Raw genomic sequence first — 15,259 nt, 5'->3', positions numbered from 1 at the left:
TTATGCCAAAAGAATATAGAACCATACAGGAAGTTGCCGGACCTCTGATGCTGGTACGCGGTGTTGAAAATGTAGCCTATGACGAATTAGGCGAGATTGAACTTGCAAGCGGTGAGAAGCGCCGTTGCAAGGTTCTGGAGATTAATGGAAATGATGCACTGGTGCAGTTGTTCGAAAGTGCCACGGGTATCAACTTAAGTAATAGTAAAGTACGTTTCCTCGGACGGAGCATGGAGCTTGGCGTATCGGAAGATATGCTGGGACGTGTCTTTGACGGACTGGGCCGCCCGATCGACGGCGGACCGGAGATCCTGCCGGATGAAAGACGTGATATCAACGGTCTGCCAATGAATCCGGCAGCCAGAAGTTATCCGGAAGAGTTCATCCAGACCGGAGTATCTGCCATCGACGGACTGAACACACTGGTTCGTGGACAGAAGCTTCCAATTTTCTCGGCATCCGGACTTCCACATGCCAACCTGGCAGCACAGATCGCAAAGCAGGCGAAGGTACGCGGAAGCAATGAGAAATTCGCCGTAGTATTTGCTGCTATGGGTATTACATTCGAAGAGTCCAACTTCTTCGTAGAATCCTTCAAAGAGACAGGAGCCATTGACCGAACGGTACTGTTCGTCAACCTGGCAAATGACCCGGCCATCGAGCGTATATCAACCCCTCGTATGGCACTGACGGCAGCGGAGTATCTGGCGTTCGAAAAAGATATGCACGTACTGGTAATCATGACAGATATTACCAATTATGCAGATGCACTCCGTGAGGTATCTGCTGCACGTAAGGAAGTACCGGGACGTCGTGGATATCCTGGATATATGTACACGGACCTTGCAACCTTATACGAAAGAGCCGGAAGACAGAATGGTAAGAAAGGAAGTATCACACTGATTCCGATCCTGACCATGCCGGAGGATGACAAGACGCATCCAATCCCGGACCTTACCGGATACATCACAGAAGGACAGATCATCTTAAGCCGTGACCTGTACCGCAAAGGTATCAAGCCTCCGATTGATGTACTGCCATCCTTGTCCCGTCTGAAAGATAAAGGAATCGGAGAAGGCAAGACAAGAGCTGACCATGCGAACACGATGAACCAGTTATTCGCAGCGTATGCACGAGGAAAAGATGCCAAAGAATTAATGACCATCTTAGGAGAAGCAGCCCTTACCGATATCGACCTGGTATATGCAAAATTTGCAGATGCATTCGAGAAAGAATATGTATCCCAGGGATACGATACCGACAGACCGATCGAAGAGACACTGGAGATTGGATGGAAGCTGCTGTCTATGCTGCCTAGAGCAGAGCTTAAGCGAATTGATGATAAGTTCTTAGACGAGTACTACGGAAAGGAGTGATACTATGGCGTCAACCCAGGTAACCCCTACCCGTATGGAACTGACCAGAACAAAGAAAAAGCTGGTCACAGCCATAAAAGGTCACAAACTTCTGAAAGATAAACGAGACGAACTGATGCGTCAGTTCCTGGATCTGGTAAAAGTAAACATGGAGCTCAGAGAAAAAGTGGAAGCAGGTATCCGTTCTGCCAATAAGAATTTCGTCATAGCCAAAGCGGGTATGGACGAAGCTACTCTGAATACGTCACTGATGGCACCCAAGCAGGAAGTAGATCTGGAAGTCGGACAGAAGAATGTCATGAGTGTAGACATTCCTGTATTCGAGACAAAGACCAGAACCGCCGATGCGAATGATATTTATTCGTATGGATTTGCGTTTACATCCAGTGATCTGGACGGAGCTGTAAAATCTCTTGCAGATATCCTTCCGGATATGCTGAAGCTTGCAGAGACAGAAAAAGCCTGTCAGCTTATGGCGGCTGAGATCGAGAAGACCAGAAGACGTGTCAACGCCCTGGAGCATGTGATCATTCCGGAAGCGCAGAAGAATATCAAGTATATTACGATGAAGCTTGATGAGAATGAACGAAGCACCCAGATCCGTCTGATGAAGGTGAAAGATATGATGCTGGAGGATGCGCATCATTATAAAGAGAGAGAATAAAAGACTATATTGTAAAAAACCGCAGAGGTAAGTTGAAAAGCTTGCATCTGCGGTTTTTTATCGCCATTCGTTCGGAAGAAGCTGCTGATGGCAGGTTTTGTAGATACAAAAATATTTTTTTCAGTGTCAAATATTCTGTTTCAAAATAAGCTTCTTAAATTACTTGACAAACAACTACTATGTGATACAATATAGTTAAGAACTACTATAGTATGCAAGGTAGGTGGGAACATGTATGATAAATCACAATTAATGAAGGGAACTTTAGAAGGATGTATATTACAGATTTTATCCGAGACAGTTACATATGGATATGAGATTGTAACAACATTAGAAGAATTCGGATTTGAAGATGTAAAAGAGGGAAGTATTTATCCATTACTTGTACGATTGGAAAAGAAAGGAATGATTTCTTCAGAATTACGGTCTTCGCCGCTTGGACCGAAAAGAAAGTATTATTCACTAACGGATGAGGGGCAGGCATATTTGAAGGAATTTATTAAATGTTGGACGGAAGTACAATCATCAGTAAATAGAATTTTGAAAAAGGAGAAGTAGATTATGTTAACGAAGAAAAATAAAAGAATGATCCGGAAGATGCGTAAGTATATAAAGACATTTCCACTTACGGAAAGAGAAATAAATCAGATGGTTGAGGATATTACGGGAATGGCGGAAGAAGCACAGGAGCGTAATGAAGATTTTGAAACAGTATTGGGAAAGTCGGTTCATGAATTCTGTGATGATCTGATTTATTCTGTAGGAGGAAGCAGAGCACCGGGAGGACGGAAATTGCTTAGAGCGACTTCGATATATTTTCAGATATTTGGACTTTGTGGGATTGTAGGTTCCTTGATTAATATTTGCTTTTTAAATGGAGAACGCATGCATGAGTTATGGCTACTTGCTTATTCAATCGGCATGTGGTATCTGGGACATTATGGGGAAGCAAACTGTAATAATACGGAAAAAATAAAACAGTTAACAGTAGGTAGTTCTATCTATATGATTATTAATCTGTTAATATATTGCAATGAAATTATTATTGCAATAGATACAGGAAAAGCATTTTTGAAAGCGTCGGACTTTCCACTTATGATTGTTGGGATTATTGTTGATTTTGTTCCGGCGATTCTGTATCTGGTTGGAGCAAGAAGGAACAGACCGGCAGGAGAACAGATAGAAGTTGAGAATAGATGACAAAAGATGGGGAAACATTTTTCCTTAAAGGAATAGTATATGAAAGTATTATTGAAAATATTAAAAAAGAATGTGCGTAATAGTATTGTATGTTTTATGAGTACTATTTTAGTTGCAATTATATTATTCGTGTTTCTGGAAGTTAAAGAATTGGTTCTTGGAACAATGAGTATGGAAGAAAGGGTTCGGTCGCAACAAGGAGTTGCGATTCAAACGTACATGTATATATTGCTGTTTATTGGTCTGATTTTGATCAGCTATACAGTAAGCAATTATAGCCGGATAAGAATCAAAGATTATGGAATGTTTATGGTATTCGGAGAAGAAAAGAAAGATATTATCCGGATGATAATTCTGGAATATGGGATTATATGTGGTATTTCGTGGCTGATTGGGTGTGTAGTGGGAACGCCTTTTGTAATTCTTCTTCAGTCTATATTCAGAAAAGAAGGGATTCAAACAGTTCAAGATCCATGCTGGTTTCTAAAGAATATTGGAAGTACATGTTTTTATATGTGTGTTATTTTGTGCATTGCAGTAATTATGAACATAGTAAAAATTCAAAGTAATTCACTAGCTTTGCTTTTGAATATAGAACAGAAAAAGCGAAAGTGATTGATGAGAGCAAATTAAAGGCATGTGAAAAGAAATATGAGATAATTGGCTTTTATAAAGGCACCTTGATGAAAGAAGACAAACAGGATGATCTGACAACGCTTATCTTTTACATTTATATTGACATTTACAACATGGAACGTTATTCTAATCTAAAAACAGGAGCTATATTCAAAAATATACTCTGTTTTAGGAGGTGCCGCATGTTAAAGAATAATAAAATCAAAATATTATGTTTGCTCATAATTGGAATCGTATTTTTGTATATATATGGACCAATTGCATTCATGAAAGATGGGTTAGTAACGAGACAGAGTGTAAATTCTTTTGATGAATTATACGAGTTAGGACCAGCACGCCGGCATAAATGTGAAAATGGTACACGTATTTATATTGTATATTTTGGATGGTCTGCTCCAAAAGTTAAAAAAGAAATAGTATATCAAAAGAATGAAGAAACACAAAAGCAAATAGTGGATGTTGATACGCAAAAAATTATTCCGGGATTATATTATGTTTCATGGGATACAAAAAATTCTGTATACAGAATTGAAACAAGAAAAAAATATTATTTTGTAATACCTTATTGCTAAGGTGATTAACATTATCAAAAAAAGGAAATAGTAAAAAATACATTGATTAATATTTATTGATATGTTAATATGTACCAAAGCATATTTCAAAAAAATCAACGGTATATAAAAACGGACATATACCATCTATAATCTAATTTTATTTCAGAAATCTATGCTTTCATACCAATCAATTGTAAAAAAGCAGGAGATGACTGAAAGAGTAAAAAGACATCCTCTTGCATACAGGAGGAAACAGAATATGGCGAAAAGAAAGGGTCAGAAAAGACGTATTCAAAAGTATCAGGTGAATAACCGGCAGTTAAAGGCAAAAAGGATGTACAAGGATACAATTTTTAGAATGTTGTACCATGACAAAGAGAATTTGTTATCATTGTACAATGCGGTGAATGGGAGAGAGTACACAGATCCGGAAAAGTTGCAGGTTGTTACATTGGAAAATGCGATTTATATGGGAATGAAAAACGATCTGGCGTTTATCATGGATATGAATTTATATTTATATGAACATCAGTCAACGTATAATCCGAATATTCCACTTAGAAATTTGTTTTATATTGCGGATGAGTATCAACGATTAGTGGTTCGGAAATCATTATATTCAACTGTGATACAAAAGATACCAACGCCAAGATTTTTAGTATTTTATAATGGAACAAAAGAAGTAGAAGATCGTAGTGAGTTCCGATTATCTTCTGCATACGAGAATCCAACAGAAAATCCAGATCTGGAGTTAAGAGTGACTATGCTGAATGTGAATGATGGCCACAGTTCAGATTTGATGGAACATTGTAGAACATTAAAGGAATATGCACAGTATGTCGCCAGAGTAAGAAAATATGCGGCGAAACAGGATGTCTCTTTAGAAGAAGCAGTTACGAGAGCAGTTGACGAATGCATAGAAGAAGGAATCCTGGCAGAGTTTTTATTGAAGAATAAGACTGAGGTGATCAGAGTGAGCATCTATGAATATGACAAAGAGTTTGAAGAAAAGAAACTGCGGAAAGCAGAGTATGAGGCTGGAAGACAGGATGGAATCGAGATTGGAAGACAGGATGGAATCGAGATTGGAAGACAGGACGGAATCGAGATTGGAAGACAGGATGGAATCGAAATTGGAAAGCGGATACTCTTAGAAAAAATAATAAAGAAGAAATTGAAAAAAGGAAAATCAACAGAACAGATAGCAGATGAATTAGAAGAAGATATAAACATAATTCAAAAAGTGGTTGAGAAATTAAAAAGCCAAATATAGAATTTGTCAAAAGAATTCCCTGAAGTGAATAATAAAACTTCAGGGAATTTATCATTTGCTCACTACCGATATTATTCCGTAGTATCACGTCGGATCAATACCGGCGTAATCTGTTTATGAACCGGTTCTTTTAAAGGAGCCGGTTTCCTTTTTTTCATTTCGTTCATTTGAAGGACGAGAAGTTCCATGGCAGTCTGCGCAATTTTTTCAATCTGTTGTCCAACAGTTGTGATTGGAAGGATTGCTTCGCTTGCAATAGGAGAATCATCAAATCCGACAATCTGATAGTCTTTCGGGAGTTTCCCGTATTTTTGAAATATCAGATTCAGGAACATACTGGCATAAGTGTCATTTGCAAGAAAGACCCCCTTTTTTTGTGAGGGATATTTTTCTTCAATTTCGTTAAATATGTTTTTTAGTTGAGTCAGGGTTTCCTGATAAGTGTTTCCAAGATTTCTTTGGATTAATTCGTGAACGACATGGTGTTCGTTACAGATATCTTCGAATCCCCGGATACGTCCATAGGTTGGAAGTGTATCTGGGAATATGGAATTGATGTGTAAAATAACATCACATTTATTGCGTATCAATAAGCTGGTTGCCTGAACTCCACCGAGATAGTTGTCTGTAGATACACTGCAGACATGGTCACATTCGCGTTCGATGGTAACAACTGGTAGTTTATAAGAAGCAAGTTCTTCGGAAGAAATGGTATTGCTTAAGACAATAAGTCCCTCAATCTTATAAGCCATCAGTTCATGAATATATTTTTCTTCAATCTCTTTTTTATTATTTCCAATGAATACAAGAAATTTATAATTATACTTTTCGTAAGTAGAAAGTAACTGGTTTAACATCTCAGAGTAATAATGAAGATACAGGTTGGGGATGATAATTCCAACAAATTCACTTTTTCCATTAGCCAGTACTTTGGCGAGCTTATTTTCCTGGTATCCAAGGACATCCAGTGCATGAGCGATTTTTTCCTGATTTTCAAGAGTCAGAGAATCCGGATTATTAAAATATCTGGAAATGGTAGTTTTTGAAAAGCCTGTATAAGCGGCTATATCTGCAAAAGTTACTTTTTTCTGTTTCATGTAAATCCTCTTTCTTATAATGTATATTATCAGTATAGCAAGTGCATTGAAAAAAATCAAACAAAAAATAACTAGTTAAGTAACCGGTAACTTTTTCTTTGAAATCTATTGACAAGTAAGATTCTGGATAGTATTATGAGCATATAAAGTAACCGGTTACTTAACTGGTTACGCAATCGTGAATCTGAAAGGAGAAAGCTATGAAGAAACGAACAGTAGGGGTACTGCTGGCAGCATTCTTTGCAATGGCATTGACGGGGTGTGGAGATAAACAGCCGCAACCAGGAGAAGTAAAGGGATATGACAAAGGCGAAGAATATCTTTCTATCTGGGTACATTCAATCGAAGACACAGAAGAAGGACAGTGCTACAGGAAATCTGTAGATGCATTTAATAAGAAATATGATGGGAAATATTTTGCAGATATTGAATTTATTCCACGAAATGACAGTGGTGGAGGCTATTCGGATAAGATCAATGCATCCGTGATGTCAGGAGATCTGCCGGATGTGCTTACTGTTGATGGCCCTAATATAGCGGCATATGCAGAGAACGGAATTATCCAGCCGCTTGCAAAATTAACAGACGAAGAAAAGAGCGTGTATCTGGATTCCATTATTCAGCAGGGAACGTATAATAACAAGCTCTATGCGCTTGGAGCAATGGAATCCAGCGTGGGACTTTATTATAACAAAGATATTCTCGCAGAAGCAGGTGTAGAAGTTCCAGATGCAGATCACCCATGGACATGGAGTGAATTCACAGAGGTGTTAAAGAAAGTACAGCCGGTAGTAGAGAAGAAAAAAGGTTATGCGCTGGATATGACTTTCCCGACAGGAGAAGCTACGATTTATTATTATGCACCGTTTTTCTGGTCAAATGGCGGTGACTTTGTAAATAAAGATGGACTGAAGGTGAACGGTGTATTCAATTCAAAAGAGAATCTGGAAACAGTGAATTATTTTAAATCGTTTTTGGATAATGGATATATGTCTAAAGTACAGATCACAGACCTGTTCGAAAGCGGAAGAGCAGCATTTAAGTTCGACGGGGCATGGGAAGTAAATACAATCTATAATAACTATCCGGATGTAAACCTTGGAGTTGCACCATATGTAGTATCCGATAACTGGGATGGCGGAAGATATACACCAACCGGTTCCTGGGCATTTGCGGCATCATCAAAGACGAAGAAACTAAAAGGTGCGACAAAGCTGGTACAGTGGATGAGTGGTGTAGAAAGTGGAAAGCGTCTGTGGGATGAAAGTAAGAGTTTCCCATCTACATATGAAGCGTTTGAGAGCAGTCCGATTTTTGAAGAAGATGAGAATTATAAAGCCTTATATCATCAGCTGAGTAAATATGGACATCCAAGATCAAAAACACCTGTATATCCACAGGTTAGTGCATCGGTACAGGAAGTATTGGAAAATTCGGTACTTACCGATAATGATGCGAAGACAGAACTGGATAAATCTGTAGAAAGGATTAACGCAAAATTAAAGCGTTATGTGATGAAATAATGAAGAAAAGAACAGAATCCATTATGGGAATGGCGTTTTTTGGACCGGCACTTGTGTTACTTACGATATTTTTATTCCTGCCGATGATCCTGACATTGATTTTCAGTTTTACTGATTTCTTTGCTTTAAATCCGGGACTGACGCATTTTGTCGGACTGGACAACTATATTCAGATTTTTAAAGATGATGTGTTTTCACAGGCATTTTTTAATACCGTAAAGTTTGTGATCATTATTGTTCCGCTGCAGGGAATTGGAGCGCTTGTGCTGGCACTTCTGATTAATAAAGTGACGCATTGCAAGAAGTATTTCAAAGTAGCATTCTTTGTTCCGGTGGTCATGTCACTTGCTGTTGTGTCAACACTGTGGATCCAGATCTACAGCCCGGAAGGAATTATGAATGCAATCCTTTCTTTCTTTGGAATTGATGCACAGCCATTCATCAACAGTGCCAGTCAGGCACTTCCATCCATCGCGATTATGAGTGCATGGCAGGGAATGGGATATCAGATGATCATCTTCCTGGGAGGAATCCAGGCAATCAATCCGGCACTTTATGAAGCGGCCGAGATGGACCATGCAACACCGTGGCAAAAATTCAAGGACATTACCCTGCCGGAATTGAAACCATTGTGTGTGTTCGTTTTAATTACGATTACAATCGGAGCATTCCGTATGTTGGTACAGCCAATGGTTATGACCGGAGGAGGACCATCGAATTCAACGTATACGGTTGTGTATGATATATATGAAACAGGTACTGTTAACTGGGAAATTGGACTGGCATCTACAATGGCTATTGTATTCGCATTCTTTGTAATGATACTGACCGTGATCCAGACAATCGCAACAAGAGATAAGGAGGATCAGAATGTTAACAAAAAAGCAAAAAAGAAATAATTGGATACTGACGGTCGTACTTCTGATCGTATCATTGTTGTTCCTGTTTCCGGTTATCTGGATGCTGGCAAACTCATTCAAACCAGACGCGGCAATCACTGCTGATATGAACAGTATGGCGGCATTCATTCCACCGGCATTGAACGGCAATTTCTTTGAAAATTATGTATCTGTATTAACAAATACAGGATTTGTACGATATATGTGTAATACCTTGTTCTATGCAGCAATATTGATCGTACTTGGTGTAATTGTAAATGGACTGGCAGGATATGCATTGGCTAAGATTAATTTTCCATTCAGAGAACGCTGGCTTCTGATCATTATGCTTCTGATGATCGTACCGATGGAGACGATCATTACGATACATTTCCTGATCATTGCAAAACTTGGACTTCTGAATACGGTGCTTGGATATGTACTTCCAATGATCGTGAATCCGTTTAACATTTTCCTGTTCCGTCAGGTATTCCTGGGACTTCCGGATGATGTATATGAGGCAGCACAGTTAGATCACTGTGGACCGGTAAAATACTTTTTTACTATGGTTCTTCCAATGTCAAAGAGTGTAGTGGCAACGGTTAGTGTATTTACATTCCTGAATGTATGGAATGATTATCTGTGGCCGTCACTTGTATTTACATCCAGTGATCTTCTGACAGCACAGATTGGTCTGAATGCGATTACATCAAATGATAACACAACAACAGGACAGACCCTTGCAGTTATCACAATGGTAACAATTCCGGTCATTATTATCTATTCACTCTTCTCAAAACAGATCGTAGAGGGTGTAATATCAACAGGTTCCAAGGAGGGCTAAAAGATGAGCTTTATCGAATTTAAAAATATATGTAAAAAATATGCAGGAAACGATAAGAATTCCGTGACAGACTTTAACTTAGATATAGAAGAAAAAGAATTTATCGCATTTGTAGGACCATCCGGATGCGGTAAATCCACAACACTCCGAATGATTGCAGGATTTGAAGAGATTACAAGTGGAGACCTTTTTATTGATGGAAAACGTGTGAATGAGGTTGCACCGGCGGATCGAGGAATCTCTATGGTGTTCCAGAACTATGCACTGTATCCACATATGACGGTAGAAAAAAATATTTCTTATGGATTGAAGAACATGAAGGTTCCGGCAGATGAGATCAAGAAAAAAGTAGACTGGGCAATTGATATCCTGGGACTCGAAGAATATCGTTACCGTAAGCCTAAGAATTTATCAGGTGGACAAAGACAGAGAGTGGCACTTGGAAGAGCGATTGTAAAAGACCAGAAAGTCTTTCTGATGGATGAGCCACTTTCTAACCTGGATGCAAAACTGCGTGTCAGCATGAGAAATGAGATCAGTAAGTTACACAGAAATCTTGGAAGTACAACCATCTATGTCACGCATGACCAGGTAGAAGCCATGACAATGGCAGACCGCATAGTAATCATGAAAGATGGAGTGATCCAGCAGGTTGGTAAACCAATGGATCTGTATGAGCATCCGGTGAATAAATTTGTTGCGGGATTTATAGGATCTCCGCAGATGAATTTTTATGATGTGAAAGTAGACGGAAAGAAATTGATATTTGCAGATGGCAATACAGTGGAACTTCCGAAAGCAATTGCAAAACGTATTGCAGGATATTCAGAAGTTATCATGGGAATCAGAGGAGAAGATATCAAGTTCGATATAACTAATCTGGACGTTTATGGAAGTCATCAGAAAGCAGTTATTGACAATACGGAGATTATGGGAAATGAGAATAATCTGTATTTTGACTTCGGAGGAAGCGTAACGATTGCAAGAGTATCAAAATATGAAGTAAGCCAGGTGGGAGATGAGGTGGAATTTACCTTTATGCCACATAAGATGCATTTCTTTGATAAGGAAACAGAGCAGGTAATCGGAGCAGAATGATTTAGAATAGAAGAGGAAGAACGTATGCTTGAAAAAGCCAATGAATATATCAGACAGAATTACATAGATGAAAAAGAAAAACCATTATTCCATGTGACACCGGAAACAGGATGGATGAATGACCCGAATGGTTTCTCTGTATACCAGGGAAAAGTACATTTGTTCTATCAGTTCTATCCATATAAAACAGAATGGGGACCGATGCACTGGGGGCATCAGGTGACCGAAGATCTGCTAAAATGGGAAGCATATCCGGTAGCTATGGCACCTGATCAGGATTATGATCACATAGGATGTTTCTCGGGAAGTGCAGTAGAAGCTGATGGAAAGCATGTGCTGCTTTATACAGGAGTAAGCCAGAAAGACGGAAAAGAAATCCAGAATCAGTGTATTGCCATTGGAGATGGGAAGACTTATGAAAAATGGCAGGATAATCCAGTTATAAAAGGAGATATCATGCCGGAGAAATTTGACAGAAAAGACTTCCGTGATCCGAAAATATGGAAAAAGGATGGCAGATATTATTGCGTTGTAGGCAATCGCTATGAGGAAAATTGTGGGCAAATAGTCTTATTTAGCAGTGCGGACTATAAAAACTGGCGATATGAAAAAGTCCTTTTGAGAAATGACGGAAAGAATGGAGATATGTTAGAGTGTCCGGATTATCTGGAAGTAGACGGGTATCCTGTAATCATTTGTTCTCCGCAGAATATGCATGCTCAAAAGTACGAATTTCATAACGGTCATAATTCCATTTATATTATTGGAGATGCAGAAAAAGAAATATCGGATTTTGCATGGGAGAAAAAGAGAAGCCTAGATTATGGACTGGACTTTTATGCACCACAGACAACAGAGCTCCCGGATGGCAGGCGGATCATGGTCGCATGGATGAAGTCGTGGGATGCACGTGTCATGACAAAAGGACAGAAATGGCAGGGAATGATGACACTCCCAAGAGAATTAAAAATCAAAGATGGGAAAATCTGGCAAAGTCCGGTGAGAGAACTGGAAAAGTATAAGAAAAATCCAATCATCTATACAGAACAGAAAATTAGCGGACAGATGTCTTTGGATGGTATCAATGGCCGGGTGATTGACATGACGGTAGAACTTACGAATGTAGAAGGTAGGGAGTTCAAGGTAGATGTGGCACATAATGAAGAATATACAACAACATTTACATATTATCCGGAAAAACATCAGATTGAAATTGACCGGACCTACAGTGGTGTAAATGCAGATGTTGTCTGTGTGAGAAAGATAGAAATTGCGGAAAAACATCATGCGCCGAAACTACATTTTATCATGGACAGATATTCTGTAGAATTATTTATTAATGATGGAGAGCAGACGGCAAGTGTGGTCATTCCTACGCCATTAGAAGCAAATGAAATTATATTTACTAGTGATGAAGCGGCAACCGTTAATATTGAAAAATATGAGATAACATTCAATTAGAATAGATAGTTTCTCATTCACCGATTGATCTCTCCGTGCATATCTTAATACAGATAGAACCGCCAAGGAGCAATCAGGATTATGGAGAACAAATTACCGTTCTATATGGCTTATCCGGTTCCGCTGCTGTATAATGATGACCGGAATGCAAGAAGAGACTATGACTATATGAAAAGCATTTACCCGGATACGGCGAAGAGAGTACTTCCTTATATGGAAGAGGAATGTGACAGAATGGAATATGACGGAAGCATGATGTATGATGAATATCCGGACCGCCTGCAGCTTCGTCTGATGTGCCGCAGGATCTATGATAAGGCGGAGAAGGAAGAAGAAAACCCGGGTGGCTGGCTTATGGATCTGATCGAGGTTATGACATATCAGGAACTTTGCAGGAGACGTGTGGAACATAGAGAGATACGTAAAAAAATATATTGATCTACAAGAGGGCATCTGGAAAAAAACTTCCACTTCGCCCTCTTGTATGTTATACTGTGCGGTGATAATTATAGTTTTCAAATGAAAGAAAAAATCAGAACATAACATACAGGAGGGCACATCATGGCAGATAATAACATTATTTTTATCGGAATGCCGGCAGTTGGGAAAAGTACAGTTGGTGTGGTAATTGCAAAGAGACTGGGATACAAATTTGTAGACACAGATATTCTGATTCAGGAATCAGAAGGGAAACTTCTGAAAGATATTATTGCTGACGTTGGACCGGATGGCTTCCTGAAAGTAGAAGACCGGGTAAATGCACAGGTGAAAGCGGAACGTACCGTTATCTCGCCAGGAGGCAGCGTAGTATATTGTGAAAATGCGATGAAACATTATAAAGAAATCGGCAAAGTCGTATATTTACAGGCATCCTTTGAGACAATAAACAGCAGACTTAAAAATGCCAAAGGCCGTGGAGTGGTATTGCGTGACGGACAGACGCTCAAAGATCTGTATGATGAAAGAGTAAAGCTTTTTGAAAAGTATGCAGATATTACAGTGTGTGAAGATAATCAGAAGCTGGAAGATACGATTGAATCGGTATTAGATGCATTAGGGGAGTAAAAGTGCACAAGTATAGATAGAACAATTGGAATATGTTACAATAAAATTACATAACTGTAAAAAATATTTTACAATTGGAAAATTTGTGCTATAATAGGCGCGAACCCTTTTTAGGGGTTATATTGTGATGCAGAAATTTATGCACGAATTTTAGAAAAATTAGATTTAGAGATATTTAGAATTAGATAATTGAAACAGATTTGCAGAAAGATAGAATAGCAGATTAAGAATAGATTTATTGTAGATAGAGATTTATATAAATATTAATGAGGTGTAATTGATGGAACAGTATATTATTAAGGGCGGTCATCCGCTTGTGGGAGAAGTGGAAATCGGTGGTGCGAAGAATGCAGCACTTGCAATTCTTGCGGCAGCAATCATGACAGATGAAACTGTATTGATCGATAACTTACCGGATGTAAATGACATTAACGTACTGATTGACGCAATCGAGGGGATTGGAGCACAGGTACATCGTGTTGACCGTCATACAGTGAAGATTAACGGAGCCAGCATTAAGAATGTAGATATCGAGTATGATTACATTAAGAAAATCCGTGCTTCGTACTATCTTCTCGGAGCATTACTTGGAAAGTACAGACGTGCCGAAGTTGCACTTCCGGGAGGATGCAATATCGGAAGCAGACCAATTGACCAGCATCTCAAAGGATTCCGTGCGCTTGGTGCAGATGTAGATATCGAACATGGCAAGATTGTTGCAGAAGCAGACCGTCTTGTTGGAAAACATATTTATTTTGACGTTGTAAGTGTTGGAGCAACCATCAATGTTATGATGGCAGCAGCTATGGCAGAAGGACTTACCATTCTGGAAAATGTTGCGAAAGAGCCGCACGTTGTAGACGTTGCAAACTTCCTGAACAGCATGGGAGCCAACATCAGAGGAGCAGGTACAGATGTGATCAAGATCCGTGGTGTACAGCGTCTCCACAGCACAGAATATTCTGTGATCCCGGATCAGATTGAAGCAGGAACATTCATGTTCGCAGCAGCAGCTACCAGGGGAGATGTAACGGTACTAAATGTTATTCCGAAGCATTTGGAAGCTACGATCGCAAAACTGGTAGAAATCGGCTGTGAAGTGGAAGAATTCGACGATGCTGTACGTGTCGTATCAAAGGGAGATCTTACAAGCACACATGTGAAGACCCTTCCGTATCCTGGATTCCCGACAGATATGCAGCCGCAGATCGGCGTGACACTGGCCTTATGTAAGGGGACAAGTATCATTACAGAGAGTATTTTTGAAAACCGTTTCAAATATCTGGATGAGCTTGCAAGAATGGGAGCCAATGTAAAGGTAGAAGGCAATTCCGCAACGATCGAAGGCGTGGCAGAATTCTCCGGAGCAAGAGTAAGTGCACCGGATCTTCGTGCAGGAGCCGCACTTTGCATCGCGGGTCTTGCAGCGGATGGAATCACAATTGTAGATGACATCGTATATATCCAGAGAGGATATGAAAGATTCGAAGAGAAACTTCGCAGCATTGGTGGAATCATCGAAAGAGTAGATTCTGAAAAAGCGATTCAGAAGTTCAAATTAAAAGTAGGCTAGATGATACATTTTCTTAT

The 15,259-nt window shown here is 39.3% G+C and carries 16 protein-coding genes; 15 read left to right on the top strand and 1 reads right to left on the bottom strand.

The window, feature by feature from the left end; all coding sequences use genetic code 11:
• The first annotated feature begins 2 nt into the window (after positions 1-2).
• The 7 genes from NQ508_RS12890 to NQ508_RS12860 all read left to right on the top strand — a co-directional run bounded on the left by NQ508_RS12890 (position 3) and on the right by NQ508_RS12860 (position 5,703).
• On the top strand, positions 3-1,376 hold the full coding sequence (locus NQ508_RS12890; RefSeq protein WP_006428724.1) for a V-type ATP synthase subunit B: 1,374 nt from the start codon (positions 3-5) through the stop codon (positions 1,374-1,376).
• Positions 1,377-1,380: 4 nt separating this feature from the next.
• Positions 1,381-2,040 carry a V-type ATP synthase subunit D gene (locus tag NQ508_RS12885; RefSeq protein ID WP_044920618.1) on the top strand — a complete coding sequence of 220 codons (660 nt, stop codon included), beginning with the start codon at positions 1,381-1,383 and terminating at the stop codon, positions 2,038-2,040.
• 231 nt (positions 2,041-2,271) lie between these two features.
• A complete protein-coding gene (locus NQ508_RS12880) occupies positions 2,272-2,598 on the top strand; it encodes a PadR family transcriptional regulator (protein ID WP_006428722.1) in 327 nt (108 codons plus the stop codon).
• Between the two features lie 3 nt (positions 2,599-2,601).
• Positions 2,602-3,240: a hypothetical protein gene (locus NQ508_RS12875; protein ID WP_006428721.1), complete on the top strand. Its 639-nt coding sequence runs from the start codon at positions 2,602-2,604 to the stop codon at positions 3,238-3,240.
• A gap of 39 nt (positions 3,241-3,279) precedes the next feature.
• Entirely contained in the window at positions 3,280-3,855 is a 576-nt protein-coding gene (locus NQ508_RS12870) for an FtsX-like permease family protein (RefSeq protein ID WP_006428720.1), read from the top strand.
• A gap of 203 nt (positions 3,856-4,058) precedes the next feature.
• On the top strand, positions 4,059-4,448 hold the full coding sequence (locus tag NQ508_RS12865; RefSeq protein WP_022415069.1) for a hypothetical protein: 390 nt from the start codon (positions 4,059-4,061) through the stop codon (positions 4,446-4,448).
• Between the two features lie 241 nt (positions 4,449-4,689).
• The gene (locus NQ508_RS12860) at positions 4,690-5,703 is read left to right on the top strand and encodes a FliH/SctL family protein (RefSeq protein WP_044920611.1); all 1,014 of its coding nucleotides are present in this window, start codon (positions 4,690-4,692) and stop codon (positions 5,701-5,703) included.
• A gap of 71 nt (positions 5,704-5,774) precedes the next feature.
• On the opposite strand, the gene NQ508_RS12855 is transcribed toward NQ508_RS12860, so the two are convergent.
• Positions 5,775-6,800 (bottom strand): substrate-binding domain-containing protein, encoded by a 1,026-nt coding sequence (locus NQ508_RS12855; protein WP_006428717.1) that lies wholly within the window; start codon positions 6,798-6,800, stop codon positions 5,775-5,777.
• A gap of 200 nt (positions 6,801-7,000) precedes the next feature.
• Between NQ508_RS12855 and NQ508_RS12850 the strand changes: the two genes are divergently transcribed.
• From NQ508_RS12850 to NQ508_RS12815, 8 genes are all read left to right on the top strand, one after another.
• Positions 7,001-8,323, top strand: coding sequence for an ABC transporter substrate-binding protein (locus NQ508_RS12850; protein ID WP_006428716.1), 1,323 nt, complete (start codon positions 7,001-7,003; stop codon positions 8,321-8,323).
• Positions 8,323-9,222: a carbohydrate ABC transporter permease gene (locus tag NQ508_RS12845; RefSeq protein ID WP_006428715.1), complete on the top strand. Its 900-nt coding sequence runs from the start codon at positions 8,323-8,325 to the stop codon at positions 9,220-9,222. Before NQ508_RS12850 ends, NQ508_RS12845 begins: the two co-directional genes overlap by 1 nt.
• Positions 9,194-10,045, top strand: coding sequence for a carbohydrate ABC transporter permease (locus NQ508_RS12840; RefSeq protein ID WP_006428714.1), 852 nt, complete (start codon positions 9,194-9,196; stop codon positions 10,043-10,045). Before NQ508_RS12845 ends, NQ508_RS12840 begins: the two co-directional genes overlap by 29 nt.
• A 3-nt stretch (positions 10,046-10,048) precedes the next feature.
• Positions 10,049-11,143, top strand: a complete 1,095-nt coding sequence (locus NQ508_RS12835; RefSeq protein ID WP_006428713.1) for an ABC transporter ATP-binding protein — start codon at positions 10,049-10,051, stop codon at positions 11,141-11,143.
• Positions 11,144-11,167: 24 nt separating this feature from the next.
• Positions 11,168-12,604, top strand: a complete 1,437-nt coding sequence (locus NQ508_RS12830) for a glycoside hydrolase family 32 protein (protein ID WP_006428712.1) — start codon at positions 11,168-11,170, stop codon at positions 12,602-12,604.
• An 81-nt stretch (positions 12,605-12,685) separates the two neighbouring features.
• Positions 12,686-13,042: a hypothetical protein gene (locus NQ508_RS12825; protein ID WP_006428711.1), complete on the top strand. Its 357-nt coding sequence runs from the start codon at positions 12,686-12,688 to the stop codon at positions 13,040-13,042.
• A 123-nt stretch (positions 13,043-13,165) separates the two neighbouring features.
• On the top strand, positions 13,166-13,669 hold the full coding sequence (locus tag NQ508_RS12820; RefSeq protein ID WP_006428710.1) for a shikimate kinase: 504 nt from the start codon (positions 13,166-13,168) through the stop codon (positions 13,667-13,669).
• Positions 13,670-13,949: 280 nt separating this feature from the next.
• Entirely contained in the window at positions 13,950-15,242 is a 1,293-nt protein-coding gene (locus NQ508_RS12815; protein ID WP_006428709.1) for a UDP-N-acetylglucosamine 1-carboxyvinyltransferase, read from the top strand.
• Positions 15,243-15,259: the final 17 nt, after the last annotated feature.

Origin of the sequence: Dorea longicatena (genome assembly GCF_025150085.1) — a bacterium.
GTDB lineage: Bacteria > Bacillota > Clostridia > Lachnospirales > Lachnospiraceae > Dorea_A > Dorea_A longicatena.
The sequence above is the reverse complement of the archived record's forward strand: the minus strand, read 5'-3'. Positions and strand labels throughout refer to the sequence as shown.

Coding starts and splice junctions, on each gene's coding strand:
- NQ508_RS12865 (WP_022415069.1), top strand. CDS start 4,059: ATGTTAAAGAATAATAAAATCAAAATATTATGTTTGCTCATAATTGGA.
- NQ508_RS12855 (WP_006428717.1), bottom strand. CDS start 6,800: ATGAAACAGAAAAAAGTAACTTTTGCAGATATAGCCGCTTATACAGGC.
- NQ508_RS12830 (WP_006428712.1), top strand. CDS start 11,168: ATGCTTGAAAAAGCCAATGAATATATCAGACAGAATTACATAGATGAA.
- NQ508_RS12835 (WP_006428713.1), top strand. CDS start 10,049: ATGAGCTTTATCGAATTTAAAAATATATGTAAAAAATATGCAGGAAAC.
- NQ508_RS12820 (WP_006428710.1), top strand. CDS start 13,166: ATGGCAGATAATAACATTATTTTTATCGGAATGCCGGCAGTTGGGAAA.
- NQ508_RS12850 (WP_006428716.1), top strand. CDS start 7,001: ATGAAGAAACGAACAGTAGGGGTACTGCTGGCAGCATTCTTTGCAATG.
- NQ508_RS12840 (WP_006428714.1), top strand. CDS start 9,194: ATGTTAACAAAAAAGCAAAAAAGAAATAATTGGATACTGACGGTCGTA.
- NQ508_RS12825 (WP_006428711.1), top strand. CDS start 12,686: ATGGAGAACAAATTACCGTTCTATATGGCTTATCCGGTTCCGCTGCTG.
- NQ508_RS12890 (WP_006428724.1), top strand. CDS start 3: ATGCCAAAAGAATATAGAACCATACAGGAAGTTGCCGGACCTCTGATG.
- NQ508_RS12860 (WP_044920611.1), top strand. CDS start 4,690: ATGGCGAAAAGAAAGGGTCAGAAAAGACGTATTCAAAAGTATCAGGTG.
- NQ508_RS12875 (WP_006428721.1), top strand. CDS start 2,602: ATGTTAACGAAGAAAAATAAAAGAATGATCCGGAAGATGCGTAAGTAT.
- NQ508_RS12870 (WP_006428720.1), top strand. CDS start 3,280: ATGAAAGTATTATTGAAAATATTAAAAAAGAATGTGCGTAATAGTATT.
- NQ508_RS12885 (WP_044920618.1), top strand. CDS start 1,381: ATGGCGTCAACCCAGGTAACCCCTACCCGTATGGAACTGACCAGAACA.
- NQ508_RS12845 (WP_006428715.1), top strand. CDS start 8,323: ATGAAGAAAAGAACAGAATCCATTATGGGAATGGCGTTTTTTGGACCG.
- NQ508_RS12880 (WP_006428722.1), top strand. CDS start 2,272: ATGTATGATAAATCACAATTAATGAAGGGAACTTTAGAAGGATGTATA.
- NQ508_RS12815 (WP_006428709.1), top strand. CDS start 13,950: ATGGAACAGTATATTATTAAGGGCGGTCATCCGCTTGTGGGAGAAGTG.